Here is a 25374-nt window from a genome sequence, read left to right as displayed (position 1 = left end):
GTCAGATTTATTGGATGTGTAGATGAAAAATTCTCAGCGTAAGAAAATATTGGTAACCGGTGGTGCAGGCTTTCTGGGTTCTCACCTGTGTAAGCGTCTGATTGCCGAAGGGAACGATGTTCTATGTGTGGACAACCTGTTTACCGGTACCAAAGATAATATTCTTGATCTGATGGATAACCCATATTTCGAGTTCATGCGCCACGACGTGACTTTCCCGTTGTACGTGGAAGTGGATGAGATCTATAACCTGGCCTGCCCGGCTTCTCCAGTGCATTACCAGTATGATCCTATTCAGACGACGAAGACCAGTGTTCACGGTGCGATCAACATGCTGGGACTGGCGCGTCGTGTACACGCCCGTATTTTCCAGGCATCCACCAGTGAAGTGTACGGCGATCCGAAAGTGCACCCGCAGTCGGAAGACTATTGGGGGCATGTAAACACAGTGGGTATTCGCTCCTGTTATGACGAAGGAAAGCGTTGTGCGGAAACGCTATTCTTTGACTACCATCGCCAGCTGGGTCTGGACATCAAAGTGGGGCGTATTTTCAACACCTATGGCCCGAATATGCATCCGGCGGATGGTCGTGTGGTGTCGAACTTCATCGTGCAGGCGCTGAGCAATAAACCGATCACTGTTTACGGAGACGGTTCCCAGACTCGCTCATTCTGTTACGTGGATGATTTGATTGAAGCCTTTGTACGCCTGATGGCGACACCAGAAGGGTTTACCGGCCCTGTGAATATCGGTAATCCGGGTGAGTTCACAATCCGAGAATTGGCTGAGAAGGTGATTGAGTTTACCGGCTCCTCTTCCGAGCTGATTTTCGAAGACCTGCCAAGTGATGATCCAATGCAGCGTTGTCCGGATATCTCGCTGGCGAAGAAAGAGATGGATTGGGAACCAAAAGTTGCGCTGGATGAAGGTCTGAAAAAGACTATTCCATACTTTGACGAGCTGCTGACCTCAGGCAAGTATGTGATGCCAGAGTAAAGCTCCTATATGCAGGGAGTATCTCTGCCTGTACTAAAAATGCCGGAGCCGAGTCTCCGGCATTTTTGTATCTGTTGTTAATTCAGTGGGTTATCTGTGCATGCCGGGCATGATGTGGTTAGAATGAAATAACTTATATTTCGGGCTTAAGGATGCTGTCTATGCAGAATATTGCCGCAATTACCTTCCACTACGATCCGATCGAAGACCGGATTCTGCTGGTGGGCAATCTGAATAATACGCAGCCCCGGTGTGATTTTTGGCTCACTCGCAACATAACGCTTAAGTTATTGGAAGCACTGAGCTCGTTAGTGCGAAAAACATCGGAGCAGGTAGCAACCGCGCCGAGTGAACATCAATCCGGTTTGGCTCAGTTTGAGCATGAGCAGGCACAGCAGAGTATGCAGCTGGTTCCTGAGTCAAGCGTACCCGAGTCTAAGGCGCCGGGATTGCTGTGCAAGGTGGATGTAAGCCATCAGGGTAAGCGGTATCAGGTTCGGCTGTATGAGCAGGGTTTGGAAGAAGCCACCGCTCAGGCACTGCTAACACACGATGAATTACATCAGATTCTTTCATTGTTACATCGTGGGGCGCTGGAGTTGAGTTGGGGAGTTGATGATCAGCTCTTCGATCATCTTCCGCCGGGAACCGCGCTGCAGTAGGCGCAATTGCGTCGAGCTGGTATAGTCCCCGCTCGCAAAAGCAGGTGGGATATGACGACAGAAACTGAACATCCCCGGCGTCCCTTTTTGGCGCGCGGGTCTAACGTTATTCGATGTGAGCAATGCCAGATGCCGGCGAAGGCGTGTATCTGTGACTTTCAGGTCAACGCACAAGCTCAGGCCCGTTTTTGGTTGCTGACCCACCGTAAAGAGCTCTATAAACCAACGAACACCGGCCGCCTGATTGTTGATACGATTCGTGATTCGGAGGTGTTTCCCTGGAGCCGAACAGAGCCTGATACCCAGTTTCTTGATCAGCTTCATGATCCTGAGTTTGATCCCTATATCGTTTTTCCTGAAGGGGAAGGATATGAGGAACGGATGGTGGAGTTTGAGCACAAACCTGGCCGCAAGCCGGTATTTATAATTCTGGACGGTACCTGGCGTCAGGCGCGCCGTATATTCCGTCAAAGTGAATACCTGAAAGACGTGCCCGTAATCCAGCCGCAAACCCAGCGAAAAACACGCTACAACCTACGCAAACCCAATGAGGAGCATCATCTCTGCACTGCAGAAGTGGCTGCTGTGATGCTGGCTCAAATGGGTGATCAGGCGTCAGCAGATCTGTTGGATGCGTATTTTGATGTTTTCAATGCGCACTACTATGCGTCCCGCAGAAGCCGTGTAGTGGAAGGTGTTGACGATGCAAAGGCGTTGCTGCAGCAAGCAATCAGTCAGTGTGAGCCTCGCTGATCTCTTTCAGTTGTTGGTCATGTAACCGGCTCATGCTCAGCAGGGCGATGATGGCGCCCAGCAAAGCTAAAAACATATCGGACTGGGTATCCCAGAGATACCCCTGGGCGCCCAAAAAGTCGTCACCCGTCTCTTCACTCAGCAACGCGACCCACCACTCAATCAGCTCATAAAAGGCGCTGAACGCGAGACAGAAACAGCAGATAAAAAAGTTTCTCCACCGGTTGCCTGCAATAACGTGACAACGCAGCAGTATTTCACGGGCAATCATTGCAGGTATAAAGCCTTGTGCGAAATGCCCCACTTTGTCGTAGTTATTGCGGCCATCGCTGACGTCGGCCCAGTATTCAAATAGGGGCACATCTGCGTAGGTATAGTGGCCGCCGATCATTAAAATCACAGCATGAATCAGAATGAGTAGGTAGAGCAGGGGGGTGAGCGGATGACGTTTAAACGTGACTGCGAGCACAACCAGTCCGAGTATGGCGGGGAATACCTCTAGCCCCCAGATAACCTGATCAGCAGGATGGGTCCCGGACCACAGAAGAACCAATAGGTAGGTTGCGATCCAGCCTAAGCTGATGGGGTGTGTCAGGTGGTAACGAGCATGCATAGCCAATCCGGTCTCCACAGGTCTGGATCTGAGAGATCCTCCCTATACGATGCATGAAAACAGTGGAAAGCGTAAGGGGGTGATTCGTATTTAAGTTGTCAGAAGGTCGCTGAAAATACTGTAAAAGCCGTTGTGTTTATCGATAAAAACGGTGGTTTTCAGTATCGTAAATATCGACCGCTACGTCCTGTATTTACGGGGCTAATGCTGTGGTTTTCTGTAGTGATGCAAGTCCAATATTCGCTTGCAATGGCCGCGGTGAGTCTCTAGCATCCAAAACTTACTCCCTTGTGCAGATATTGAACAGAAATCTTTATGGATAAAGACGTGAGCACCGTACCGCACCCAACGATTCATTCCATTCAGTACCTCCGCGCTGTTGCGGCACTGATGGTCGTTTTTCATCACTTGATTATTCAGGTTGATGTATACGAAGCCGTCTTGCACTCCATTAGTGTAGGCGCGGCAGGTGTTGACGTATTCTTTGTGATCAGTGGCTTTGTTATCTGGTTCGTGACCTATAACAAAAATATGGGGGCTGCAGAGTTCTTCACTAAGCGGGTCATAAGAGTGGTGCCGATCTATTGGCTGATTACGCTGGTGATTGCGGGTGCCGCAACAGCGGCCCCTCACCTGTTCAAGACGACGCAGTTTGAGCTGACTCAACTGCTTCAGTCGCTATTGTTTATCCCGCACTACAGTTTGGGACTGCCGGGTAACGTTTATCCGATTTTAGTACCCGGCTGGACGCTCAACTATGAGATGTTCTTTTATCTGGTCTTTGGCTGTTTGCTGGTGGTGCCACGTCAGGCGTTGTTGATCTTGTTAGTCGCCTTTATAGCGCTGGTGGGTGCGGGTTTTGTGATGGAGCCGCAAAATGCCATCTTAAAAACGTACACCAGCGGATTGCTACTGGAGTTTGTGGCGGGTGTGTTTATCGCGAAGGCCTATACCGACGGTAAGTTAAGACGCTTACCGCCATTATTCGGGATGGTATTGTTGGTACTTGGCACGATCGGGTTGTTGTTGACTGCAGAGGTGAATCCGTTTGGTCCGTTGCGCGCACTGTATTGGGGCGTGCCAGGCGTGCTGATGGTGTTGGGTGTGGTGATTGTTGAAGTGAATGGTCGTATGTTTAAGTCACGTGCTTTGCATCTGTTAGGTGACGCATCCTATTCCATTTACCTGACCCATATTTTAGCGTTAGGCGTGTATCGTATGCTGTGGTCTAAGCTGGTTACGCCGGAAGCGACTCTGCTTCAGATGAGCGCGTTTGTTGTAGGAGGCCTGCTGGTGACGATCGTGGGAGGGCTGATATTTCATATCGTAGTTGAAAAGCCGCTGACCCGATTCCTGCAGCAGCGCCTGATAAAACGAAAGCCGGTGTCTGTGCAGAGTGACCAGCCTGCTTGAGCGGATACTTCACGGGGCACGCCAAAAGAGCGGAATTTTCCGCTCTTTTTGTGTCTGGGGTGTATGGGAAGTTAGCGTAATACGCTTTAATTTACTTCCAGCATAAAGGTGACCGGGCCATCATTGAGCAGGCTGACTTTCATATCTGCACCGAAGCGTCCTGTCGCAACCTGAGTGTGTGCAGTTGAAGCCTGTTCAACAAAGTAGTCGTATAACTCTTCGCCCATTGCTGGAGTGGCTCCAGATGAGAAACCCGGGCGTAATCCCTTTGCTGTATCGGCCACCAGTGTGAACTGGGATACAACCAAAACCCCGCCGTTGACCTGTTGCACATTCAGGTTCATCTTTCCTTCATCGTCAGAGAAGATGCGATATCCCAGTATCTTTTTCAGCAGCTTGTCCGCTTTGCCGCGATCATCGGTTTTCTCTACGCCAAGCAATACCAGTATTCCCTGATCAATAGTTCCCGTGCATTCGCCGTCGACGGTGACTGAGGCATGTGTAACGCGTTGGATCAGGGCTTTCATCGTAGTGGCTCCGCTGGCTTGAAAACGCGCATTGTAGCGGGAATTAGCCAGTGGAGCATCATGGGAATCAGCGTCAGACGCTTCGAACAATTTAAGCCTGTGAGCGTGCAAAATGGTCGGTGGCTGCCACCAGGTTGTCGGTAATACCGGGTTCAAATGCTGAATGTCCGGCATCGCGAACAATATGAAGCTCTGCCTGAGGAAGAGCCTGATGCAGCGCGAAGGCTTGTTCCAGCGGGCAGACCATATCGTATCGTCCATGCACAATAACGGTAGGGATCTGCTGAATGAGGTGGGCATTGTCCAACAATTGATTGTCTTCCATAAACGCGCGGTTGATGAAGTAGTGGGCTTCAATGCGCGCCATGGCCAGTGCGACGTGCGGGTCGGCGAAGTGGTCCACGACATCCCCATTGGGATCCAGCGTTGAACAGCGGCCTTCCCAAACTGACCAGGCTTTTGCAGCGGACATGCGGGCAATTTCATTATCGGATGTCAGCAGCTGATAATAAGCGCTTAGCATATCGTGGCGCTGGTGCTGCGGAATGACTTTTTCGTAGCTCTGCCAGTAGTCAGGGAAAATTGCACTGGCACCCCGTTGGTAGAACCACTGAATATCCTGTTGGCGGCAAAGAAAGATACCCCGCAAGATCATACCTGACACCCGTTCCGGGTGTGTTTGTGCGTATAGCAGGCTCAGTGTTGATCCCCATGAGCCACCAAACAATAGCCACTGATCCACATTCAGTGTTTGGCGAATCATCTCCATATCGGAAACCAATGCCTGTGAATAGTTATCGGCCAGCTCGGCGTGGGGTTGCGAGCGCCCACAGCCGCGCTGGTCAAACAGGATGATGCGGTACTTTTCCGGATCAAAGAAGCTACGGTGAGCAGGTGAGGTGCCGCCGCCGGGTCCGCCGTGCACAAACAGCACCGGAATTCCATGAGCGTTGCCGCTTTCTTCCACGTAGAGGCTATGCCGCGCGTCAACCTTGATCATGTGCTCGGCATAAGGATGAATATCGGGGTAAAGCTTACGCATGGGCTCTCCTGAAACGAAACGCTAGATGAAGTATAGGCTGCGCTTCAGGCACAAAAAAGGCAACCGATTGGTTGCCTTTTTCTGATCAGAAAGTTGCTTACTTCTTCGCGCGCTTACGCTCGTTTTCTTTCAGCAGTTTCTTACGCAGGCGGATGAAGTTAGGAGTTACTTCAACCAGCTCGTCATCTTCGATGAAGTCCAGCGCCTGTTCCAGTGTGAAACGTACAGGTGGTGTCAGCTGAATGTTTTCGTCAGTACCGGAAGCACGTACGTTGGTCAGCTGTTTGCCTTTGGTTGGGTTCACTGCCAGGTCGTTGGAGCGGCTGTGGATACCCAGCAGCATGCCTTCGTAGACATCGATGTTTGGCTCGATGCACAGACGACCACGTTCCTGCAGGTTCCACAGGGAGTAACCCAGTGCTTTACCGGTAACCATGGATACCAGTACGCCGTTGTTACGGCTGGCTACTTCACCTTCTTTCACCGGACCGTAGTGATCGAAGATGGAGGTCATGATGCCGGTACCGGACGTCATGGTCAGGAACAGGGAGCGGAAACCGATCAGGCCACGGGAAGGGATCATGAAGGTCAGACGTACGCGACCTTTGCCGTCCACTTCCATGTTGGTCATGTCGCCTTTGCGTTTGCCCAGCTCTTCGATCACAGAACCCTGATGCTGATCTTCAACATCGATCATGACCTGCTCGTACGGCTCCTGAATCTCACCGTCGATCTCTTTCTGGATAACTTCAGGACGGGAAACACCCAGCTCAAAACCTTCGCGACGCATGGTTTCGATCAGTACGGACAGGTGCAGCTCGCCACGACCGGATACTTTGAATTTCTCAGGGCTGTCGCCTTCCTCAACGCGCAATGCTACGTTGTGGATCAGTTCGCGTTCCAGACGGTCTTTGATGTTACGGCTGGTGACGAACTTGCCGTCCAGACCCGCAAATGGAGAGTCGTTAACCTGGAAGGTCATGGAAACGGTTGGCTCATCAACGCTCAGTGCTGGCAGCGCTTCTACGGATTCCGGGTCACAGATGGTGTCGGAGATGTTCAGCTCATCGATACCTGTGATACAGATGATGTCACCGGCCTGAGCCTGTTCAACCTCAACGCGTTCCAGACCGTGGTAACCCATGATTTTCAGTACACGGCCGGAGCGAATTTTGCCTTCACGGTCGATCACTTTAACCTGGGTATTAGTCTTAACAGTACCGCGGGTTACACGGCCTACACCGATAACACCCATGTAGCTGTTGTAATCCAGCGCAGAGATCTGCATCTGCAGAGGACCGTCGGTATCAACTTTAGGTGCTTCTACGTGTTCAACGATTGCTTCGAACAGTGGCGTCATGTCGTCTGCCAGCTGATCGGGTTCCGGGCCGGCAATACCGTTCAGCGCAGATGCGTAAACGATAGGGAAGTCCAGCTGGTCTTCAGTCGCGCCCAGGCTGTCGAACAGGTCGAATACCTGATCGATGACGTAGTCAGGACGTGCACCCGGACGGTCAACCTTGTTGACTACAACGATCGGGCGCAGGCCCTGATCGAATGCTTTCTGGGTAACGAAGCGAGTTTGTGGCATCGGGCCATCTACAGCGTCAACCAGCAGGCAGACACAATCAACCATGGACAGTACGCGTTCTACTTCACCACCAAAGTCGGCGTGTCCCGGTGTGTCCACGATGTTGATGCGGTAATCGTTCCATTTAATGGCAGTGTTTTTCGCCAGAATGGTGATGCCGCGCTCTTTCTCCTGATCGTTGGAGTCCATGATACGCTCGGTGCCTTCATCGCGGCGTCCCAGAGTACCGGACTGGGAGAGTAGCTTATCGACCAGGGTGGTTTTACCGTGGTCAACGTGAGCGATGATCGCAATGTTACGTAAGTTGTTAATGCTAGATGACATTTTAAGTATTCAACCGGGTAATGGAGTGAAATTTGTACACGTAGATGTACCCATCAGAAAAACGAACCCGGCAGTGCAAAGGCTTACCGGGTGTTCATTGTGCGCGCATTATACATGGATTGTGGTGACAGAACCTTATATCGCACGTGCTAATCCTGATTAAGTGTTCATATTGTGAACGGACATCCCTTGATGCAGATGAACAAAAGTGGATATCGATGGTTCAAAAAGAAGCACTTTGAAGGTGGTTGGAGTATTATTACGTCGCTACTAAAGCGGAGATATACCGCTAAATCCAGCGGCATGCACTAATTTGGTGCGCAATATGTTTGCGTTGCATTGTTTTGGTGCGGCTCTCATCGGGGCGCTGGTCTGGAATGTCCCAAAAATAAGCACTTACGAGCAAAGTTGTTGTTGGCACGGTCCTTGCTTTTGATATCGGCAAGTGAAAAATACGCGTTCAGCACTGCATACTGCGAGTCTGGCAATTTCATTAAGTGGAGAAAGCCAAATGTCAGAGAAGACTCTGAATCTGATCAAAGAAAGCGAAGCACGATGGATTGACATGCGCTTCACCGATTCCCACGGTAAAGAGCAGCACGTAACTATCCCTGTTTCCGACATGGGTGATGACTTCTTCGAAGAAGGCAAAATGTTCGATGGTTCTTCCATCGGCGGTTGGAAAGGTATCAACGACTCCGACATGATCCTGATGCCTGATGACAGCGCATCTGTGCTGGATCCATTTGCTGAAGCAACGACTGTTATCGTTCGTTGTGACATCGTAGAGCCGGCAACGGGTCAGGGTTACGAGCGTGATCCACGTTCTGTTGCTAAACGTGCGGAAGAATACCTGAAGTCTACCGGTATTGCTGATACCGCGATGTTTGGTCCTGAGCCAGAGTTCTTTGTCTTTGATGCTGTTAAATGGCACGCAGACATCAGTGGTTGCGGTTACACCATTGAGTCCGAAGAAGCTTCTTGGGCTTCCAGTCACAAGATTGAAGGTGGTAACACCGGTCACCGTCCTCGCGTTAAAGGCGGTTACTTCCCTGTACCACCAATCGATTCCCTGCATGACCTGCGTGCCGCTATGTGTGACGCGATGGAAGCGATGGATCTGACGATCGAAGTGCACCACCACGAAGTAGCAACTGCGGGTCAGTGTGAGATCGGTGTGGGTCCTAACACTCTGACTAACAAGGCAGATGAAGTACAGATTCTGAAGTACTGCGTACACAACGTTGCGCACGCTTACGGTAAAACTGCTACCTTCATGCCTAAACCGCTGGTAGGTGACAACGGTTCCGGTATGCACGTTCACATGTCTCTGTCTAAAGACGGTGTTAACCTGTTTGCAGGCGACGCTTACGCGGGTATGTCTGAAACTGCTCTGTATTACATTGGCGGTATCATCAAGCACGCGAAAACACTGAACGCGCTGACCAACTCCTCTACTAACGCTTACAAGCGTCTGGTACCAGGTTTTGAAGCACCAGTAATGCTGGCGTACTCTGCACGTAACCGTTCTGCGTCTATCCGTATCCCATACGTGACTAACCCGAAAGCGCGTCGTGTAGAAGCACGTTTCCCGGATCCATCTGCTAACCCATACCTGTGCTTCGCGGCACTGATGATGGCAGGTCTGGACGGTGTTCAGAACAAGATCCACCCTGGCGATGCTGCTGATAAAGACCTGTACGACCTGCCAGCTGAAGAAGCTGCAGAGATTCCACAGGTAGCTGCATCTCTGGAAGAAGCTCTGGAAGCACTGGAAAACGACCGTGAGTTCCTGACTAAAGGTGGCGTATTCACTGACGACATGCTGGACGCGTTCATTGAACTGAAGCGTGAAGAAGTTGAGAAAGTGAACATGACTACTCACCCAGTAGAATTCGACCTGTACTACTCTGTATAAGGTTTGAGCTCGCTGAGTTAAAAAAGCCTCCCTCGGGAGGCTTTTTTTATGCCTGTCTTTTACCGGCTGACTGAAGGTGGATGCTGAAACATAGGGCAAAAATCCTGCCATGCACTAAAATGGTGCATGTGGGTTCTGTGTATTTTCAGCGGTTAGGAAGCGTTGCTGCTGTTCGGGGCATCTTAAGTGCTCTTAGAGGGCATTTTGAGAGTGTTTTGTACATTCTTGTGTAGAAATAGCAAAGCTGGTTTGGTTTTTGCATTTTCTTAACAATCCGATTGTCTATAAGCATGCAGGGTGCAGAACCCTGGCATGGAGAGACGGAAAGCCAATGCTCGTAAATGATATGTACAAAAAGATACTGGAGAATTTGGGGACCGCCGTTGTGTTGCTGGATAACCAGTTGTTTATCCAGTACATGAATCCGGCCGCAGAAATGTTATTGGCGGCAAGTGCGCGCCAACTGAGTCGACGGGATATTGCTGAGTGGTTTGGTACGGATGCAGATCAGGTTGAAGGGTTGCGTCATTCGTTGCGCAGCGGGCATCCGTTTACCCGGCGTGAAGCTAAGTTGAGAAACCAGTCAGAACAGATGTTGACGGTGGATTACACCGTGAATCCGTTACCGATGCAGCAGGAAAACTGGTTGCTGTTAGAAATCGAAGCCCGTGACCGGTTGATCCGGATTGAGCGCGAAGAAGAACTGCTGACCCGTCATGCGAGTGCTCAAATGCTGGTGCGTGGCCTGGCGCATGAGATTAAGAACCCGCTAGGTGGACTGCGTGGTGCGGCGCAGCTACTTGAACGTGAGCTGGATGATATATCGCTGCATGATTACACCCAGGTCATTATTGAAGAAGCTGACCGCTTACGGAACCTGGTTGATCGCATGTTGGGGCCGAGAAAGTTGCCGGATATTAACGACGTTAATATTCACGCGATTCTCGAACGGGTATGCAGCTTGGTGGCGGCGGAAAGTGGCGGTAGTGTTGAGTTGATCCGCGACTATGATCCAAGTATTCCAGAATTTCGCGGCGATGCTGAGCAGTTGATTCAGGCGGTGCTCAATATCGTACGCAATAGTATGCAGGCGTTGCAGACAAGCCATACACAGAATCCGTCTATCAAACTGCATACCCGTACGATGCGCCAGATTACCTTAGGCACGGAGAAACATCGTTTGGTGTGCTGTGTGCGTATCGAAGATAACGGCCCGGGTATACCTGAAGAGTTGTTGAGCCAGGTTTTCTATCCGATGGTGAGTGGTCGTGCAGATGGCACCGGGTTGGGGTTATCGATCGCTCAGTCGATCCTCAATCAACACCATGGCCTGATTGAGTGTGATACCCGGCCGGGAAGAACCCTATTTGAACTATTTATCCCTTTGGAGCTGAACCATGAGTCTGTCAGGTAATGTCTGGGTCGTTGACGACGACCGCTCAATTCGTTGGGTACTGGAGAAAGCCCTGACCGCTGAAGGTGTCAATAATACCGTGTTTGACAGTGCGGATGTGCTGATTCAGGCGCTTGAAACACAAGTGCCGGACGCCATTATCAGTGATATCCGGATGCCGGGTACTGATGGTCTGGCGTTGCTTAATCACATTCAGGAGCGCTTTCCTCAGATCCCTATCATCATCATGACCGCGCATTCTGATCTGGATTCTGCGGTAGCGTCTTATAAGGGTGGGGCCTTTGAGTATCTGCCAAAACCATTTGATGTTGATGAGGCGGTTGCACTGGCGAAGCGTGCGTTGGAGCATGCGATTGAGCAGCAAAAACAAGTTGAGGAACAGGTCGCAGACGCGGAGACCGAAATTATCGGCGAGGCCCCTGCGATGCAGGAGGTGTTTCGCGCCATCGGACGTTTATCGCAATCCAATATTACCGTGTTGATCAATGGTGAATCGGGAACCGGTAAAGAGCTGGTCGCTCATGCATTGCACAAGCACAGTCCGCGTCGTGAACAATCGTTTATACCGCTGAACATGGCCGCGATTCCTCATGATTTGATCGAGTCAGAGCTGTTTGGTCATGAAAAAGGGGCATTTACCGGCGCAGCCGCTGCACGGCGAGGGCGCTTTGAGCAGGCGGATGGTGGCACGCTGTTTCTTGATGAGATTGGTGATATGCCCGCCGATGCGCAGACCCGATTGCTACGCGTGTTGGCAGACAGTGAGTTCTACCGGGTGGGTGGCCACACGCCGGTGAAAGTTGATGTCCGTATTATTGCCGCGACCCATCAGAATCTGGAGCAACTGGTACAGGAGGGGCGTTTCCGTGAGGATCTGTTCCATCGCCTTAACGTGATACGTATTCATCTGCCTACCTTGTCCGAGCGTCGTGAGGATATTCCGCGTCTGACGCGCCATTTTCTGACAAGCTCTGCGGAAGAGTTGGGCGTTGAACCTAAAACGCTCAGCGATGAAGCGGAAACCTATATATGTGGTTTATCCTGGGCTGGTAACGTGCGTCAGCTGGAGAACACTTGTCGCTGGTTGACGGTGATGGCATCCGGTCGGGAAGTGCTAATTTCTGACCTGCCGCCTGAGCTGTTGGAGTCTGAGGCTGGCCAAACGGTCACCAGCAATAACTGGCAGGGAGCGTTGCGAAACTGGGCTGATCAGCAGCTATCTTTAGGGCAGAGCAGTTTGCTGGATGAGGCTGTACCGACCTTTGAGCGGATCATGATCGAGACCGCGCTGAAGCATACTGCCGGACGTCGTCGTGATGCGGCTAATCTGCTGGGGTGGGGGCGCAATACCCTGACCCGTAAGATCAAAGAACTGGATATGGATGTGGCGACAGGCAGTGCCGATCAAGAGTAATATACTGTTTGTTTAGTTTTTTAAGGGGCTGTTGAACCGCAGCAGCCCCTGTCTTACACTCCCGCCACGTTTTATCTTATTTGCCTATCGCTGCTACGGGTGTGACTATGCTGCATGTTGTTCTCTTCGAACCTGAAATTCCGCCGAATACCGGCAATATCATTCGCTTGTGCGCGAATACCGGGTTTCAGCTTCATCTTGTAGAACCGCTGGGTTTTGATTTTGATGACAAAAAACTGCGCCGTGCGGGACTGGATTATCATGAGTTTGCGGCTGTGCAAGTACATAAAGATCTAGACGCTGCGCTGGAGGCGATTCAGCCGCAGAATGTTTGGGCGCTGACAACCAAAGGCACAGGTAACTACTGCGACGCTCAGTTCCTGCCGGGTGATGTGCTATTGTTTGGCCCGGAGACGCGAGGATTGCCACCTGAAGTGCGGGAATCGCTGCCACAGGAAACGCTGCTGCGTTTGCCGATGAAGGAAGAGAGCCGCAGCCTTAACTTATCGAATGCCTGTGCTGTTGTTGTATATGAAGCATGGCGGCAGTTAGGTTTTAGTGGCGGTCAGTAAATCTGCATCTCTGCGGTTGCCTACAGCGCCGTCCATTCACTGAAGGTGGCGGCCTGACCACAGGCAACTCCTTCAGTATCCTGTAAATTCCAGACAACCGTTTTGCCCAACTCAAAGCGCTGACCTGTTTTGCTGATACGGATGCCACGATAGTCATCGATGTAGCCATCCCTCTGTACCCGTTCCAGCATCGCAGCACGTACTTCTCTCAGATCCGGTTCTGCTGAGTACCGTGATGGCATGCCGATAAACTCCTCCCACTCCAGCTCCCATAACTGCTGCGCGGTCAGGTTTGCGTAGGTAAAGCAGGGGTCAGTTGCACCATCATGGGCCAGTATCACAAAAGGGGCTTCGTACAGGGCTTGAGCCAACTCCTGTCCGGTGGCTGTAGCAGGTAGATTGTTCAGCGGATGACCCAGGCGTTCACGAAAGCTCTGGATAATGATCTGGGATAAATGAATGATCGATTCGTTTTGCCACGGTTGCATAGGAGACATGGAGCCCTTGTCAGAATGAAGCATGGACTGCGATACTAACGCTTAACATGAATAGAATGAACCTAAAATCATGAAGCAGGATGCTATAATCCTCACCCAGTTCGACCCTTTAATGTCGTCGCCAAGCTGTCTTGCAGCAGTTGACCACCTCGGCGGACGGATTCTCTTTCAGGCTGGTGAAACTCAGCGTATCAATATATTGGCACTTCAGCAGCAGGTGTTACCTTGTGTTGTGCTGGTGGATACGTTGCAGCAGTTGGCTGATTTCAGGCAAGTGCCCGCAAACGCAATGCTCAGTGTTATACCCATGCAAGCAGCGGAGATTGAATCGGTGCTGACGACAGGGGCGGCAGAGACGTTGTTGCGAATGGCGCGTGGCGAGCGCAGCTGAGGCTGCCTTGTCAGTGCGTTTTGATTGACTTAATAACAGGTACTAAGATGCGGGTGATTGTTTCCCTTCTCGCGTTGTTGCTGATCGGATCTCAGGTACAGGCCAAGGCCCAGACCGACAAGTCCGATGAAGTGGCACAGATGTGTAAAAAAATCAGTGGCCGACTGGCGAGTGTTTCTTATCAAGAGTGCTCTAATATCCAGTTCTACCAGCCGCGATTTTATTCCGCCAGTAATCAGCCTATTCTGGAAGCGCATTATGCGGCCAAACCGGGTGTGAAGAATCCGGTGCGGATCTTGTTTATTGGTGGTATCCACGGTGATGAGTTATCCAGTGTCAGCGTGACCTTCAAGTGGCTGAATAAACTGAATCAGCATCACAGTGGTTCGTTCGACTGGCATTTCCTGCCGCTGGCAAATCCTGACGGACTGCTACGTCGCCCGGCGACCCGTGTGAATGCCAACAATGTTGATCTCAATCGCAACTTTATACCGGCTGAGGCCAAGCTGACACCGCTGGAATATTGGAAGCAAGCAAGCAAGCGTAAGCGTTATTACCCGGGCGAGAAGCCGCTCAGTGAACCAGAAAGCAAAATGATTCATACACTGATCGAAGAGTACAAACCTAGCGTAATTGTATCGGTGCATGCACCTCACGGCATTCTGGATTTTGATGGTGATAAACAGCCACCACAGAAGCTGGGACCATTGTATTTACGTCACCTGGGGACCTATCCGGGATCTTTGGGCAACTATGGCTGGTACGTTAAAAATGTACCGGTGATGACGATTGAGCTACCGTATGCGGGCATTATGCCGTCTGCAACCGATATCAGTCGCATGTGGGTTGATCTGGTACGTTGGGTGCGGGTTAAAGCGCAACCTGAAAGTCAGATTGCCGAGGGGGGCGATGAAAAGGGTGTGGTTCCTGCGAGTTCAGATAAGTGATTGCCTGTATTTAGATATAAAAAAGCCGGCGCATCTGCTCCGGCTTTTTTGTGCGTGATCAGCAATCGCTGATTAGTGGCTTGCGCCTTCCGCCTGTGACTGCTGTTGAGCCAGCTGCTGTGCGTACAGTGCATCGAAGTTAACCGGAGCCAGCATCAGTGGAGGAAAGCTTGCTTTGGTCACCATGTTGTCGATCGCTTCACGTGCGTACGGGAACAGGATGTTCGGGCAGAATGCACCCAGTGTGTGGTGCAGTTCAGCTTCTTCCAGACCTGAGATGGAGAAAATGCCTGCCTGCTGAATCTCAGTCAGGAATGCAGTCTCATCTTCATTTTTAACAGTCACCGTCAGCGTCAGGACAACTTCGTACGCGCCTTCACCGAGCTGCTGTGTGCGGGAGTTCATATCCAGGTTGATCTCTGGCTGCCACGCTTTAGTGAAGATTTCTGGTGCGTTTGGGGACTCCAGAGACGCGTCTTTCAGGTAAACGCGCTGTACTGCAAACTGTGGGCCCTGTGCTTCAGCCGCCTGATTCTGTTCGTTCTCAGCCATCGTACTATCCTTAAATTTTTGAATTAGCTTTTATTCGGCCAGCAGGGCGTCAAGTTTGCCCTGATGCTCAAGTGCAAAGAGATCGTCGCAGCCGCCTACGTGTGTATCGCCAACAAAAATCTGCGGTACAGTGTGGCGGTTCGCGCGCTGCATCATCTCCTGACGAGCACCTTGCTGCCGGTGAATATCAATTTCTGTATATTCCACGCCTTTATGATCCAGCAGCATTTTTGCACGGACACAAAAAGGGCAGATTGCGGTGGTGTAGATCAGCGTGTCTTTCATGACTTACTTAACCACCGGCAGGGACTGTGCTTTCCACTCTGTCATACCACCGGACAGGCGTACAACATTAGTGAAGCCGCCGGCCAGCAGTTTCTTCGACGCACTGCCTGCTGTCTGACCCAGGTTGCAGACAACAATGATCGGCTTCTCTTTGAACTTGTTCAGTTCGTCCATACGACGATCGAGTTCGGCGATAGGCAGGTGGCGAGCGCCAGTAATATGGCCGGTCTCCCACTCTTTCTTCGGACGAATGTCCAGAATCAGAGCGCTTTCTTTGTTGATCAGCTGGGTCGCAATGGCTGGAGTGACCGCCTTGCCCGCTTTGCGGTTTTCGTTCCACAGCAACATAACCAATGTCAGCAACCAGGCTGAAACCAGAAGGACATGGTTACCAATAAACTCGATCACTTGTTCCATTGTTTTTCCCGACTCGGATGACCGCTTAGGTCTGGCGTTAAATCAAAGCCGGTAAGTATACAACGCGATCAGTGCGGGTATAAGGCGGAGAGCGAAATTCTCTGCATTTGTCCGTTTTTTTCTGTCGCTTATGTCTATAAAAGGGGCGCTCTGAATGAAGGGGGGAGTGATTCGCGTTCAGGGGCTGATATGCGTAGAATAGCGGGCAATCGGAACTCTATATTTTATGGCGGAAAGACAGGCCCACTATGACCAACGCGCGCGCACCTAAAGCTCTTATTATTCTGGATGGTTTCGGTATCGAAGCGTCCGAGTCTTCAGCGATTGAAGCGGCTAATACCCCGGTATGGGATTCGCTACTGGCGAACAATCCTGTTTCCCGTATTGCGACTTCCGGTCTGGCCGTGGGTTTGCCTGAAGGCCAAATGGGCAACTCTGAAGTGGGGCACATGAACATCGGTGCGGGCCGCACGGTGTATCAGAACTTTACCCGTATCTCTAAGGCGATTGCCGATGGTGATTTTTTCGACAACGAAGTACTCGTCGAGGGAATGGATAAAGCCATTGCGGCCGGTAAAGCGGTGCATCTGTTGGGTTTGCTGTCTCCGGGTGGTGTACACAGCCATGAAGATCACATTATTGCGCTGATCGATATGGCTGCGAAACGTGGTGCAAAAGCAATCTACCTGCATGCCATTCTGGACGGACGCGATATGCCACCACGTTCGGCCGAGCCATCGCTGCTAAAAATGCAGGCGAAATTCGATGAGTTGGGCTTTGGCGGCATCGCAACGGTTGTTGGGCGTTATTTTGCGATGGATCGTGACAACCGCTGGGATCGTGTGCAGCAGGCGTACGATGCCATGACACTGGGTACTGCTGCACAGACTGCAGAGTCTGGACAGGCCGCACTGGCGGCAGCGTATGCCCGTGATGAAAATGACGAATTTGTACAGGCCACGGTGATTAGTGATGCGTCTGGCGCAGCGTTGGCGAAGGTGGAAGACGGTGATGTGCTGATCTGTGCCAATTTCCGCCCGGATCGTGCTCGTGAAATCACCCGTTGTTTTGTTGAAGGCACTGAATTTGAAGGTTTTGAACGTAGCGTTACTCCAGCGCTATCCAGTTATGTGATGATGACCGAATACGCAGCAAGCATCGATGCTGCGTGTGCATATCCGCCGCTGACGATCACCAACGATCTGGGCGAGTATCTCTCCGGTTTGGGTAAAACCCAGCTGCGCATCGCGGAAACGGAAAAATATGCCCATGTGACATTCTTCTTTAATGGCGGTCAGGAAGCGGTATATCCGGGTGAAGAACGTATTTTGGTGCCATCCCCCGACGTGGCAACCTACGACCTGCAGCCTGAAATGAGCGCGCCGGAAGTGACCGCAAAGCTGGTTGAAGCGATTAAAAGCGGCAAGTTTGATCTGATCGTCTGCAACTTTGCCAATGGCGATATGGTGGGTCATACCGGCGTCTTTGACGCGGCAGTGAAAGCCGTCGAAGCGGTGGATGACAGCATTCGCCAAGTGCTGGAAGCGATGGCAGAAGTGGGTGGTGAGGCGCTGATTACGGCGGACCACGGGAACGTGGAGATGATGGTAGATCCGAAAACCGGACAGCCACACACGGCCCATACAATCTGGCCGGTGGCGCTGGTTTATGATGGCCCACGTGCTGCTGACATCAGCTTAAAAGATGGTGCACTCTGCGACCTGGCGCCGACCTTGCTGGATCTGATGGCGGTTGATGCGCCAGCAGAGATGACCGGCAACTCCCTGCTACTCGCTAAGTAAGGCAGGGCCGGGATCAGGATGGAGCCGTACTTGACCCGGCAATCAGTGGTGGGCTGTTTGTTGCTATTACGCAAGCTTTGCCTGCCGCTGTTACTCCTCTTTTCGCTGACCTCTGTTGCGCTTGCGGCGGATGGTCAGGCCTCTGACGCTCAGATTCGCAAACTTAAAAAAGATATTGCGAGTCTGCAGAAACAATTGTCTAAAAGTGAAGGTCAGGCCTCCAGTCTGAGCAGCAAGCTGCGAAAAAGTGAGGTGTCCATTGGCCGGATCAGTAACCAAATTCGTGCACTGGATAAGCAGCTTTCCCGTCTTGGATCCCATGCCGGTTCGCTGGAAGGCAAGCGTGATAAATTACGCAACGAGCTGAATAAGCGTGCTGTTTCCATCAGCCGACAGTTACGCGAACAATACAAACAGGGACACCAGCCCTGGTTGCAGGTGTTGTTGATGCAGCGTGATCCGGAAGAGATCTCACGCATGATGCGTTACTTTGGGATCATCAATGGTGAGCTGGCCAATCAGATTAAAAGCTTCAAATCCCGCCTTGAACAGCTGAACAATACGGAAACTGAATTGTCCGACACTGAACAGAAGATGGTGGTAAAACGCCGTCAGCTGAAGTTGGAAAGGGATGACCTGGAAAAAAAACGTAAAGAGCGTGGCAGGACGTTGGCAGCAATTCAGGGAGACATTAAGTCTGACCAGAAACGTTTAGCCCGTTTGAAAGCAGATCGCCAGCGAATGGAAAAGGTGCTGAAACAAGTTCAGCGCACAATCGATAAAGCCGCATTGGCCCGGGATGGTAAGGATTTTCGGGAGCTGAAAGGTAAGCTGGCCTGGCCAGTGACCGGTAAGATCCGCCGGGGCTTTGGTAGCGTAGCGGATAATATTCGTTATGATGGCGTTTGGATCGCCGCGAAGGCTGGGCGCGACGTTAAAGCGGCCCATCATGGGCGCGTGGTGTTTTCTGACTGGTTACGCGGACATGGACTGGTACTGATAATTGACCACGGTGGTAATTACCTCACCCTTTACGGCTACAATGAAACACTACAGCGTGATGTGGGTGATTGGGTATCTGCCGGTGAAACTGTGGCAACGGTGGGTGCCAGCGGCGGCCGGGCTCAACCAGGGCTATATTTTGCGATCCGTTACAAAGGAAAGGCGACCAATCCAAAACGCTGGCTCACCCGACGCTAGCCGCGTCTGGACTATAAGGAACAAACTATGAATCTGCATAAAACAGTGCAGCGCGCGCTGCGTTCACTGGTGATGGTATCTCTGTGTGGTGTTGCCTTTACTGCAGCGGCTGAGACGCCGGCGGTACCTGATGAAACCGCTAAGCAGCTGCCCCTGGAAGAGCTGCGTCTCTTCGCCGAAGTGTATGAACGCATCAAGAATGCTTATGTAGAACCCGTCGATGACGCCAAGCTGTTGCAGGATGCCGTACGTGGCATGCTGGCGGGTCTTGATCCTCATTCCAATTATATGGACAAGGAAGAGTTTGAAGCCCTGCAGGTGCATACCAGTGGCGAGTTTGGGGGATTGGGTATCGAAGTGGGTATGGAAGAGCCTTATATCCGTGTCATCACCCCCATTGACGACACTCCGGCAGAGCGAGCGGGTGTTAAAGCGGGTGATCTGATCACCCAACTGGATGATCAACCGGTGGCCAGTATGTCATTGGAAGAAGCGATTAATCACATGCGAGGTGAGCCGGGTGAGCCGATCGTGCTGACGATTCTGCGTGAGGGACGAGATAAACCGATCGAGATCACCGTTGTCCGTGACATCATTCATGTTGCCAGTGTGAAAAGTCGGATTATCGAGCCCGGCTATGGCTATATCCGTATCACTCAGTTCCAGGTCAATACCGGTAAAGAGTTAGTAAGACAGCTGGAGACACTGCAGGAAGACGGCAACCTCAACGGTTTGGTGTTGGATCTGCGCAACAACCCCGGCGGTGTGTTGCAGGCTGCAGTGGATGTGGGCAATGCATTCCTGTCACAGGGCACGATTGTGTATACCGAAGGCCGTTTGCCAAATTCCGATCAGCTGTTTGAAGCGAACAGTCAGACCGCACTACCGGAACTGCCACTGGTCGTGTTGATCAATGGTGGTTCAGCGTCTGCCTCTGAGATTGTCGCAGGAGCACTGCAAGACCAAAAACGTGCGGTGATTATGGGCACCGACAGCTTTGGTAAAGGTTCAGTGCAAACCATACTGCCGTTGGCGAAAGATCGCGCCATTAAGCTGACCACGGCACGTTACTTCACCCCAAATGGCCGCTCTATTCAGGCGCAGGGGATCGAGCCGGATATCGAAGTCGGCAATGCAGAACTTAAACCGTTGGGTAATGGCGGCTCTCATCTGAAAGAGCGTGACCTTAGCGGACATCTGGAGAATGGTCAGGCCGATAAAGACACTATGGCTAAACGTGCAGAAGAGCGAGAACTGCTACGAGAAGATTTCCAGCTGTTTGAGGCGGTAGCGTTATTAAAAGCCTTGTCGATTGTTAAGTTACAGGATCAATAACATTGCTATGGACTCATAAGCTGGGCCAAAAGCTCAGCCTGATGCTGTTACTCAGTGCACTGTCCGGATTGCTCCATGCGGAGCAATCCTTTGAACCACGGATGGTACTGATCATTGATGATATGGGATACAACCTGAAGCGGGGTGAAGCAGCACTGGCCTTGCCCGGTGCGGTGACGTACTCCATTCTGCCGTATACCCCCTACGCTAAGAAATTTGCAGTAGATGCGCATGATAGTGGGCGTGAAGTGATGCTGCATGTGCCGATGGCGAATACGGCTGCCAAGGCGCTGGGCCCTGGGGCGTTAACGCCTGAGATGGAACGTGAGGCCGTCATGTCCGGGCTGGATCAAGCGTTGGATGCCACACCGCACGTCAGTGGCGTTAACAACCATATGGGCAGTTTGCTGACCAGTATGGATCAGCCTATGCAGTGGGTGATGGATACACTCAAAGCACGGGATCTCTACTTTATCGACAGTCTCACGACGATAAAGTCGGTGGGATGGAAAAAGGCGCGGGACAATCAGGTGCCTTACCTGAAACGTCACGTGTTTTTAGATCATCAGAGCAATGAAGCCTTTATCCACGGGCAGTTTCAGCGGGCGCTGAATATTGCTAATAAGTTTGGGTTTGTGGTGGTCATCGGGCATCCATACCCTGAAACTTCGGCGTATCTGGCGCGTATACTGCCGGATCTGAAAAAACTGGGTGTCCGGTTAGTGCCTGCGTCAGCAATTATTCTGCCAGAGGTTAAGCGGGAGCTTACGCGCAGTGCACGGCACCGCTTGCAGCTTGCTGAGGCATCTACATTGGTCTTAGAACAGCAGCGCGAGACCATCACCGATTAGTTTGATACCTACCATAACGGTTAGGGTTTCAAAGGCGCGTTTGACCAGTTTGTTGCCGCGGCTAATGGCCAGATGTGCTCCGGTATAAGAGCCAATTATTGCGCCGATCAATAGTGCCGGTAGCCACTCCCATTGAGGTGGCTGCTGCAGGGCAACGGTGACTGCACCCGATGAGTTCCAGAACAAACCCACCAGAATCAGTACATAGGTAACGGCGCGTTTGTAGTCGAAGCCAAACCAGAAGACCATCCACAGCGTCACAAAAAGGCCGGTACCTGAGGTCAGTGAGCCGTTCAGAAAGCCGATCATAAACAGCACGATTCCACCGATCAGCAGACCCCTACCTTCACGGTGGCGGGGGGCGTAATTCATCCCCATCTCTTTTTTCGTAAACGAATAGAGCCCCAGACCTGAGGTCAGAATGCCCAGTGCCAGGATGGTCCAGGCTTCGGGCAGTTGTAGAATGACATAGGCCCCCAAGACAACGCCGGGTAACCCCGAGGCGAGAATATAGGCGCAGAAACGATAGTCCAGCGAACCTTCGCGCATATGGCGTAGGGTCGCGCCCACGCCCAGCGCGACGCTGGCGATCTTATGGGTTGCGAGTGCTACCGGAAAGCTCAGCCCCAAAAACAGCAGCACAGGTAACTGAAGCAGGCCCGCACCGCCGCCTGCCATCGCAGATAAACCGTTGGCGAAGAGGGAGAGGACAAACAGCATCAGCTGTTCCAGTAACAGGTCCATGAAAAGTCCGATGGGTATCAGGAAGGGTTAGTGGAAGTGAGGTGAAAGAGGGAGGCGAGGCGCCTCCCAGGCGGATCAGGCTGCCGGGCGAAATACCGCCGCGGCAAGACGTGGCCATTGATCATCCCACTGTTCGATTGGGCTGCGTTTAAACTCGCTGCGTACGAACTGACGGATGCGGCCTTCTGCGGTCGCCAACATCAGGTTAGCGCAAGCCCCTGCAGTGGTTTGCGTGCGCAGGCCTTCACGGGCTTCAGCTTCGCGCAGGATCTGCTTGAGCTGGGTTTCCAGCCGTTCAAAAAACTGATTCACCCGTGTGCGTAGGCGATCTGTTTCTCCGGCCAGCGCATCACCGGTCAGAATACGCGCCATGCCCGGATTTTTCTGTACGAACGCCAGCAGCAGCGTGAGGATCTGTTCACACTGCCGGACGCCGTCGGCATCCGATGCAATGATCATGTTAACCCGGCTGAAGATGGTATCTTCGATAAAACCGATCAGGCCTTCGAACATCCGTGCTTTGCTGGGAAAGTGGCGATACAGCGCGGCTTCGGATACGCCGACCTCTTTCGCCAGCGCCGCGGTGGTGATCCGGGCACCCGGATTCACCTCCAGCATCTGGGCCAAAGCCTGCAGGATCTGCTCGTATCGGGACACTTTCGGCGCTTCTTTTACTGCCATTTCAGCGCCCTTAGTGTGAGCGGTTGGTGATCAGAGTACCGACACCTTCATCGGTAAAGATCTCCAACAAGCAGGAATGTGCGACGCGACCGTCAATGATGTGCGAGCTGGTCACGCCTGATTTAACCGCGCCCAGTGCACAATCGATCTTCGGCAGCATGCCACCGTAGATGGTGCCGTCTTCGATCAGCTCATCCACCTGTTTGGTGGTCATACCGGTCAGCACGTTACCATCTTTGTCCAGCAGGCCTTCAATATTGGTCAGCAGAATCAGCTTTTCGGCCTGCAGTACTTCAGCAACTTTACCTGCAACCAGGTCCGCATTGATGTTGTAGGAATCGCCGTTTTCGTCCACACCAATCGGTGCGATGACCGGAATGATGTCTGACTGTGCCAGCATATCCAGTACCTTTACGTTCACCTGTGCAACTTCACCCACGTGACCGATATCGATAATTTCGGGGGCTTCCATCTCCGGTGTTTTGTGCTTCACTTTGAGCTTACGGGCCCGCAGCAGCTGGCCGTCTTTACCGGTCAGGCCGATGGCGCTACCACCGTTGGCGTTGATCAGGCCAACGATCTCTTTGTTCACCATACCGCCGAGTACCATCTCAACCACGTCCATGGTTTTTGAGTCAGTGACACGCATACCGTTGATGAAGTGGGATTCGATATTCAGCTTTTCCAGCAGGCTACCGATCTGCGGACCGCCACCGTGGACAACAATCGGATTGATACCGATCAGCTTCATCATCACGATATCGCGGGCGAAGCTATTTTTCAGCTTCTCGTCGGTCATGGCGTTGCCGCCGTATTTGATGACGATGGTTTTTCCAACAAAACGCTGGATGTAAGGCATTGCTTCGCTGAGCACCTCAGCGGTGGTCATGGCTTCTTTACGCGTAAGAGGCATTTTTTATTATCCTTTCTACTGCATAGGCCCGATAAACAGACCTGCTACAGAAACAGTGCGAAAAAACACCCGGCAGCGATCTGATACCGGGCGTTTCTTAAAAGATCAGGCTTCAGGAATCGTCAGAGACGGATCAACCTTGGTCAGGCGTTGCTGGAACTCGGAACGGATGCGTTCCAGTGCAGTTTCAGACTCAGCTTCAAAACGCAGTACCAGTACCGGCGTGGTGTTGGATGCGCGAATCAGGCCCCAGCCGTCCGCGTAGTCAACGCGCACGCCGTCGATGCGGTTGGCGTCACCACCTTCGAATTCCAATGCTTGCAGGCCTTCGATGATGCTGAATTTACCTTCATCAGTTACGTCGATGTTCAGCTCAGGTGTGCTCACATCTTCAGGGTACGCGTCGAACAGCGTATCAGCATCTTCGCTGCGATTAGACAGGATCTCCAGCAGGCGAACAGCGCTGTACAGGCCATCGTCAAAACCGAACCAGCGTTCTTTAAAGAAGATGTGTCCGCTCATCTCACCGGCCAGCAAGGCGCCGGTTTCTTTCATCTTGCCTTTGATCAGCGAGTGGCCGGTCTTCCACATAGTGGCTTTACCACCGGCTTCACGGATCACGTTCGCCAGCAGGCGGGAGCATTTCACATCGAAGATGATCTCTGCGCCCGGATTACGGCTCAGGATATCTTCTGCGAACAGCATCATCACGCGATCAGGATAGATAATCTTTCCGGTTGGGGTAATCACACCCACGCGGTCGCCGTCGCCGTCGAAGGCCAGACCCAGGTCGGCACCGATCTCTTTTACCTTGGCGATAGCATCAACCAGGTTGGCCGGTTTACCCGGGTCAGGGTGGTGGTTCGGGAACGTGCCGTCAACATCGCAGTATAGAGGCGTCACGTCACAACCCAGCTTTTCAAGCAGGCCCGGTGCGATATCACCTGGAATGCCATTGCCGCAATCCACAACGACTTTCATCGGACGTGCCAGTTTGACGTCGGACAGTACATGTTCCAGATACTGTGGGCGTACATCCTGCTCGCGCAGGTTGCCTTCGCCGTCAGAGTATTCCTGCGCGATGATGCGCTGCTTCAGGACCTGAATGTCATCACCGGAGAGGGTGTGGCCATCGATCATCATCTTAAAACCGTTGTAGTCACTTGGGTTGTGACTGCCGGTGATCATAACGCCGGTGCACTGGTCGTCGTGATTGGCTGCAAAGTAGAGCAGAGGAGTTGGAACGTATCCGTTATCGATCACGTTACAGCCACCGTCCATCAAGCCCTGACTTAGCAGTGTTTTCAGGTGAGGACTGGATAAGCGACCATCTGCTGCGACGTTGATGGTATTCACGTTCTGGCTCAGCGCTTGTGCTGCAAATGCGCGACCCAGATGGTAAACCGTGTCGTCGGTCAGCGCGGTGCCAACAATGCCGCGAATATCGTAGGCACGAAAGATGGTCTGATCGAGATCCTTAAGTTCGTAACGCATGGTGCAATGTCCTTTTGAAAAATAA

Annotated in this window: 26 protein-coding genes; 14 read left to right on the top strand and 12 right to left on the bottom strand. The window is 52.1% G+C overall.

All coding sequences use genetic code 11. The annotated features are described in order from the left end of the window. Nucleotides 1-22: 22 nt before the first annotated feature. The 3 genes from IOQ59_RS17920 to IOQ59_RS17910 all read left to right on the top strand — a co-directional run bounded on the left by IOQ59_RS17920 (nucleotide 23) and on the right by IOQ59_RS17910 (nucleotide 2412). Complete coding sequence (locus IOQ59_RS17920; RefSeq protein ID WP_193954835.1) at nucleotides 23-997, top strand: UDP-glucuronic acid decarboxylase family protein; 975 nt, start codon at nucleotides 23-25, stop codon at nucleotides 995-997. Nucleotides 998-1158: 161 nt separating this feature from the next. Further along, entirely contained in the window at nucleotides 1159-1659 is a 501-nt protein-coding gene (locus IOQ59_RS17915) for a hypothetical protein (RefSeq protein WP_193954834.1), read from the top strand. 51 nt (nucleotides 1660-1710) lie between these two features. Next, nucleotides 1711-2412, top strand: coding sequence for a tRNA-uridine aminocarboxypropyltransferase (locus tag IOQ59_RS17910; protein WP_193954833.1), 702 nt, complete (start codon nucleotides 1711-1713; stop codon nucleotides 2410-2412). On the opposite strand, the gene IOQ59_RS17905 is transcribed toward IOQ59_RS17910, so the two are convergent. Then, nucleotides 2390-3025 (bottom strand): DUF2238 domain-containing protein, encoded by a 636-nt coding sequence (locus tag IOQ59_RS17905; protein ID WP_193954853.1) that lies wholly within the window; start codon nucleotides 3023-3025, stop codon nucleotides 2390-2392. The genes IOQ59_RS17910 and IOQ59_RS17905 overlap by 23 nt on opposite strands. Nucleotides 3026-3340: 315 nt before the next feature. On the opposite strand from IOQ59_RS17905, the gene IOQ59_RS17900 reads away from it, so the two are divergent. After that, the gene (locus IOQ59_RS17900) at nucleotides 3341-4438 is read left to right on the top strand and encodes an acyltransferase family protein (protein WP_193954832.1); all 1098 of its coding nucleotides are present in this window, start codon (nucleotides 3341-3343) and stop codon (nucleotides 4436-4438) included. A gap of 86 nt (nucleotides 4439-4524) precedes the next feature. Here the strand turns inward: IOQ59_RS17900 and dtd are convergent, their stop codons facing one another. From dtd to typA, 3 genes are all read right to left on the bottom strand, one after another. Continuing rightward, on the bottom strand, nucleotides 4525-4965 hold the full coding sequence (gene dtd / locus IOQ59_RS17895; protein ID WP_193954831.1) for a D-aminoacyl-tRNA deacylase: 441 nt from the start codon (nucleotides 4963-4965) through the stop codon (nucleotides 4525-4527). Between the two features lie 91 nt (nucleotides 4966-5056). Continuing rightward, the gene (gene pip / locus IOQ59_RS17890; RefSeq protein WP_193954830.1) at nucleotides 5057-6007 is read right to left on the bottom strand and encodes a prolyl aminopeptidase; all 951 of its coding nucleotides are present in this window, start codon (nucleotides 6005-6007) and stop codon (nucleotides 5057-5059) included. 97 nt (nucleotides 6008-6104) lie between these two features. Next, nucleotides 6105-7922, bottom strand: a complete 1818-nt coding sequence (gene typA / locus IOQ59_RS17885; RefSeq protein ID WP_193954829.1) for a translational GTPase TypA — start codon at nucleotides 7920-7922, stop codon at nucleotides 6105-6107. 511 nt (nucleotides 7923-8433) lie between these two features. On the opposite strand from typA, the gene glnA reads away from it, so the two are divergent. From glnA to trmL, 4 genes are all read left to right on the top strand, one after another. Continuing rightward, on the top strand, nucleotides 8434-9840 hold the full coding sequence (gene glnA / locus IOQ59_RS17880; RefSeq protein WP_193954828.1) for a glutamate--ammonia ligase: 1407 nt from the start codon (nucleotides 8434-8436) through the stop codon (nucleotides 9838-9840). A 331-nt stretch (nucleotides 9841-10171) separates the two neighbouring features. Beyond that, nucleotides 10172-11254 carry a nitrogen regulation protein NR(II) gene (gene glnL / locus IOQ59_RS17875; protein WP_193954827.1) on the top strand — a complete coding sequence of 361 codons (1083 nt, stop codon included), beginning with the start codon at nucleotides 10172-10174 and terminating at the stop codon, nucleotides 11252-11254. Beyond that, a complete protein-coding gene (gene glnG / locus IOQ59_RS17870; RefSeq protein WP_193954826.1) occupies nucleotides 11238-12668 on the top strand; it encodes a nitrogen regulation protein NR(I) in 1431 nt (476 codons plus the stop codon). The genes glnL and glnG overlap by 17 nt, the downstream gene beginning before the upstream one ends. Nucleotides 12669-12775: 107 nt before the next feature. After that, nucleotides 12776-13240, top strand: a complete 465-nt coding sequence (gene trmL, locus IOQ59_RS17865) for a tRNA (uridine(34)/cytosine(34)/5-carboxymethylaminomethyluridine(34)-2'-O)-methyltransferase TrmL (RefSeq protein WP_193954825.1) — start codon at nucleotides 12776-12778, stop codon at nucleotides 13238-13240. Between the two features lie 20 nt (nucleotides 13241-13260). Here trmL and IOQ59_RS17860 read toward each other — a convergent pair whose 3' ends face one another. After that, a complete protein-coding gene (locus tag IOQ59_RS17860) occupies nucleotides 13261-13737 on the bottom strand; it encodes an MEKHLA domain-containing protein (protein WP_193954824.1) in 477 nt (158 codons plus the stop codon). 70 nt (nucleotides 13738-13807) lie between these two features. Between IOQ59_RS17860 and IOQ59_RS17855 the strand changes: the two genes are divergently transcribed. Both IOQ59_RS17855 and IOQ59_RS17850 read left to right on the top strand, forming a co-directional pair. Then, on the top strand, nucleotides 13808-14128 hold the full coding sequence (locus IOQ59_RS17855) for a hypothetical protein (protein ID WP_193954823.1): 321 nt from the start codon (nucleotides 13808-13810) through the stop codon (nucleotides 14126-14128). A 47-nt stretch (nucleotides 14129-14175) separates the two neighbouring features. Next, the gene (locus IOQ59_RS17850; protein ID WP_193954822.1) at nucleotides 14176-15075 is read left to right on the top strand and encodes a M14 family zinc carboxypeptidase; all 900 of its coding nucleotides are present in this window, start codon (nucleotides 14176-14178) and stop codon (nucleotides 15073-15075) included. A gap of 72 nt (nucleotides 15076-15147) precedes the next feature. Here the strand turns inward: IOQ59_RS17850 and secB are convergent, their stop codons facing one another. From secB to IOQ59_RS17835, 3 genes are read right to left on the bottom strand one after another with little or no spacing between them, the layout of a single operon-like run. Next, nucleotides 15148-15627, bottom strand: a complete 480-nt coding sequence (gene secB, locus IOQ59_RS17845) for a protein-export chaperone SecB (RefSeq protein WP_193954821.1) — start codon at nucleotides 15625-15627, stop codon at nucleotides 15148-15150. Nucleotides 15628-15657: 30 nt separating this feature from the next. Beyond that, the gene (gene grxC / locus IOQ59_RS17840) at nucleotides 15658-15912 is read right to left on the bottom strand and encodes a glutaredoxin 3 (RefSeq protein ID WP_193954820.1); all 255 of its coding nucleotides are present in this window, start codon (nucleotides 15910-15912) and stop codon (nucleotides 15658-15660) included. A gap of 3 nt (nucleotides 15913-15915) precedes the next feature. Then, a complete protein-coding gene (locus tag IOQ59_RS17835) occupies nucleotides 15916-16329 on the bottom strand; it encodes a rhodanese-like domain-containing protein (RefSeq protein ID WP_193954819.1) in 414 nt (137 codons plus the stop codon). A gap of 248 nt (nucleotides 16330-16577) precedes the next feature. Here IOQ59_RS17835 and gpmI point away from each other — a divergent pair, with 248 nt between their 5' ends. The 4 genes from gpmI to IOQ59_RS17815 are packed head-to-tail and all read left to right on the top strand — an operon-like array spanning nucleotide 16578 to nucleotide 21517. Continuing rightward, nucleotides 16578-18131 (top strand): 2,3-bisphosphoglycerate-independent phosphoglycerate mutase, encoded by a 1554-nt coding sequence (gene gpmI, locus IOQ59_RS17830; protein ID WP_193954818.1) that lies wholly within the window; start codon nucleotides 16578-16580, stop codon nucleotides 18129-18131. 30 nt (nucleotides 18132-18161) lie between these two features. Beyond that, entirely contained in the window at nucleotides 18162-19331 is a 1170-nt protein-coding gene (locus IOQ59_RS17825) for a murein hydrolase activator EnvC family protein (protein ID WP_228050996.1), read from the top strand. A 27-nt stretch (nucleotides 19332-19358) separates the two neighbouring features. Then, the gene (locus IOQ59_RS17820) at nucleotides 19359-20666 is read left to right on the top strand and encodes a S41 family peptidase (RefSeq protein ID WP_193954816.1); all 1308 of its coding nucleotides are present in this window, start codon (nucleotides 19359-19361) and stop codon (nucleotides 20664-20666) included. Nucleotides 20667-20668: 2 nt separating this feature from the next. Beyond that, complete coding sequence (locus IOQ59_RS17815; RefSeq protein WP_193954815.1) at nucleotides 20669-21517, top strand: divergent polysaccharide deacetylase family protein; 849 nt, start codon at nucleotides 20669-20671, stop codon at nucleotides 21515-21517. Here the strand turns inward: IOQ59_RS17815 and IOQ59_RS17810 are convergent. The 4 genes from IOQ59_RS17810 to IOQ59_RS17795 all read right to left on the bottom strand — a co-directional run bounded on the left by IOQ59_RS17810 (nucleotide 21485) and on the right by IOQ59_RS17795 (nucleotide 25349). Continuing rightward, nucleotides 21485-22261 (bottom strand): sulfite exporter TauE/SafE family protein, encoded by a 777-nt coding sequence (locus tag IOQ59_RS17810; protein ID WP_193954814.1) that lies wholly within the window; start codon nucleotides 22259-22261, stop codon nucleotides 21485-21487. The two genes, IOQ59_RS17815 and IOQ59_RS17810, sit on opposite strands and share 33 nt — an antisense overlap. 75 nt (nucleotides 22262-22336) lie before the next feature. After that, nucleotides 22337-22942 (bottom strand): nucleoid occlusion factor SlmA, encoded by a 606-nt coding sequence (slmA, locus tag IOQ59_RS17805; RefSeq protein WP_193954813.1) that lies wholly within the window; start codon nucleotides 22940-22942, stop codon nucleotides 22337-22339. A gap of 10 nt (nucleotides 22943-22952) precedes the next feature. Then, nucleotides 22953-23855, bottom strand: coding sequence for an acetylglutamate kinase (gene argB, locus IOQ59_RS17800; protein WP_193954812.1), 903 nt, complete (start codon nucleotides 23853-23855; stop codon nucleotides 22953-22955). 105 nt (nucleotides 23856-23960) lie between these two features. Continuing rightward, entirely contained in the window at nucleotides 23961-25349 is a 1389-nt protein-coding gene (locus IOQ59_RS17795) for a phosphomannomutase/phosphoglucomutase (RefSeq protein ID WP_193954811.1), read from the bottom strand. Nucleotides 25350-25374 lie beyond the last annotated feature (25 nt).

It is taken from the genome of Pontibacterium sinense (assembly GCF_015209595.1).
Taxonomy (GTDB): domain Bacteria; phylum Pseudomonadota; class Gammaproteobacteria; order Pseudomonadales; family Balneatricaceae; genus Pontibacterium; species Pontibacterium sinense.
This window is presented reverse-complemented; position numbering and strand designations above follow the sequence as displayed.

Coding starts and splice junctions, on each gene's coding strand:
- IOQ59_RS17920 (WP_193954835.1), top strand. CDS start 23: ATGAAAAATTCTCAGCGTAAGAAAATATTGGTAACCGGTGGTGCAGGC.
- IOQ59_RS17915 (WP_193954834.1), top strand. CDS start 1,159: ATGCAGAATATTGCCGCAATTACCTTCCACTACGATCCGATCGAAGAC.
- IOQ59_RS17910 (WP_193954833.1), top strand. CDS start 1,711: ATGACGACAGAAACTGAACATCCCCGGCGTCCCTTTTTGGCGCGCGGG.
- IOQ59_RS17905 (WP_193954853.1), bottom strand. CDS start 3,025: ATGCATGCTCGTTACCACCTGACACACCCCATCAGCTTAGGCTGGATC.
- IOQ59_RS17900 (WP_193954832.1), top strand. CDS start 3,341: ATGGATAAAGACGTGAGCACCGTACCGCACCCAACGATTCATTCCATT.
- dtd (WP_193954831.1), bottom strand. CDS start 4,965: ATGAAAGCCCTGATCCAACGCGTTACACATGCCTCAGTCACCGTCGAC.
- pip (WP_193954830.1), bottom strand. CDS start 6,007: ATGCGTAAGCTTTACCCCGATATTCATCCTTATGCCGAGCACATGATC.
- typA (WP_193954829.1), bottom strand. CDS start 7,922: ATGTCATCTAGCATTAACAACTTACGTAACATTGCGATCATCGCTCAC.
- glnA (WP_193954828.1), top strand. CDS start 8,434: ATGTCAGAGAAGACTCTGAATCTGATCAAAGAAAGCGAAGCACGATGG.
- glnL (WP_193954827.1), top strand. CDS start 10,172: ATGCTCGTAAATGATATGTACAAAAAGATACTGGAGAATTTGGGGACC.
- glnG (WP_193954826.1), top strand. CDS start 11,238: ATGAGTCTGTCAGGTAATGTCTGGGTCGTTGACGACGACCGCTCAATT.
- trmL (WP_193954825.1), top strand. CDS start 12,776: ATGCTGCATGTTGTTCTCTTCGAACCTGAAATTCCGCCGAATACCGGC.
- IOQ59_RS17860 (WP_193954824.1), bottom strand. CDS start 13,737: ATGTCTCCTATGCAACCGTGGCAAAACGAATCGATCATTCATTTATCC.
- IOQ59_RS17855 (WP_193954823.1), top strand. CDS start 13,808: ATGAAGCAGGATGCTATAATCCTCACCCAGTTCGACCCTTTAATGTCG.
- IOQ59_RS17850 (WP_193954822.1), top strand. CDS start 14,176: ATGCGGGTGATTGTTTCCCTTCTCGCGTTGTTGCTGATCGGATCTCAG.
- secB (WP_193954821.1), bottom strand. CDS start 15,627: ATGGCTGAGAACGAACAGAATCAGGCGGCTGAAGCACAGGGCCCACAG.
- grxC (WP_193954820.1), bottom strand. CDS start 15,912: ATGAAAGACACGCTGATCTACACCACCGCAATCTGCCCTTTTTGTGTC.
- IOQ59_RS17835 (WP_193954819.1), bottom strand. CDS start 16,329: ATGGAACAAGTGATCGAGTTTATTGGTAACCATGTCCTTCTGGTTTCA.
- gpmI (WP_193954818.1), top strand. CDS start 16,578: ATGACCAACGCGCGCGCACCTAAAGCTCTTATTATTCTGGATGGTTTC.
- IOQ59_RS17820 (WP_193954816.1), top strand. CDS start 19,359: ATGAATCTGCATAAAACAGTGCAGCGCGCGCTGCGTTCACTGGTGATG.
- IOQ59_RS17810 (WP_193954814.1), bottom strand. CDS start 22,261: ATGGACCTGTTACTGGAACAGCTGATGCTGTTTGTCCTCTCCCTCTTC.
- slmA (WP_193954813.1), bottom strand. CDS start 22,942: ATGGCAGTAAAAGAAGCGCCGAAAGTGTCCCGATACGAGCAGATCCTG.
- argB (WP_193954812.1), bottom strand. CDS start 23,855: ATGCCTCTTACGCGTAAAGAAGCCATGACCACCGCTGAGGTGCTCAGC.
- IOQ59_RS17795 (WP_193954811.1), bottom strand. CDS start 25,349: ATGCGTTACGAACTTAAGGATCTCGATCAGACCATCTTTCGTGCCTAC.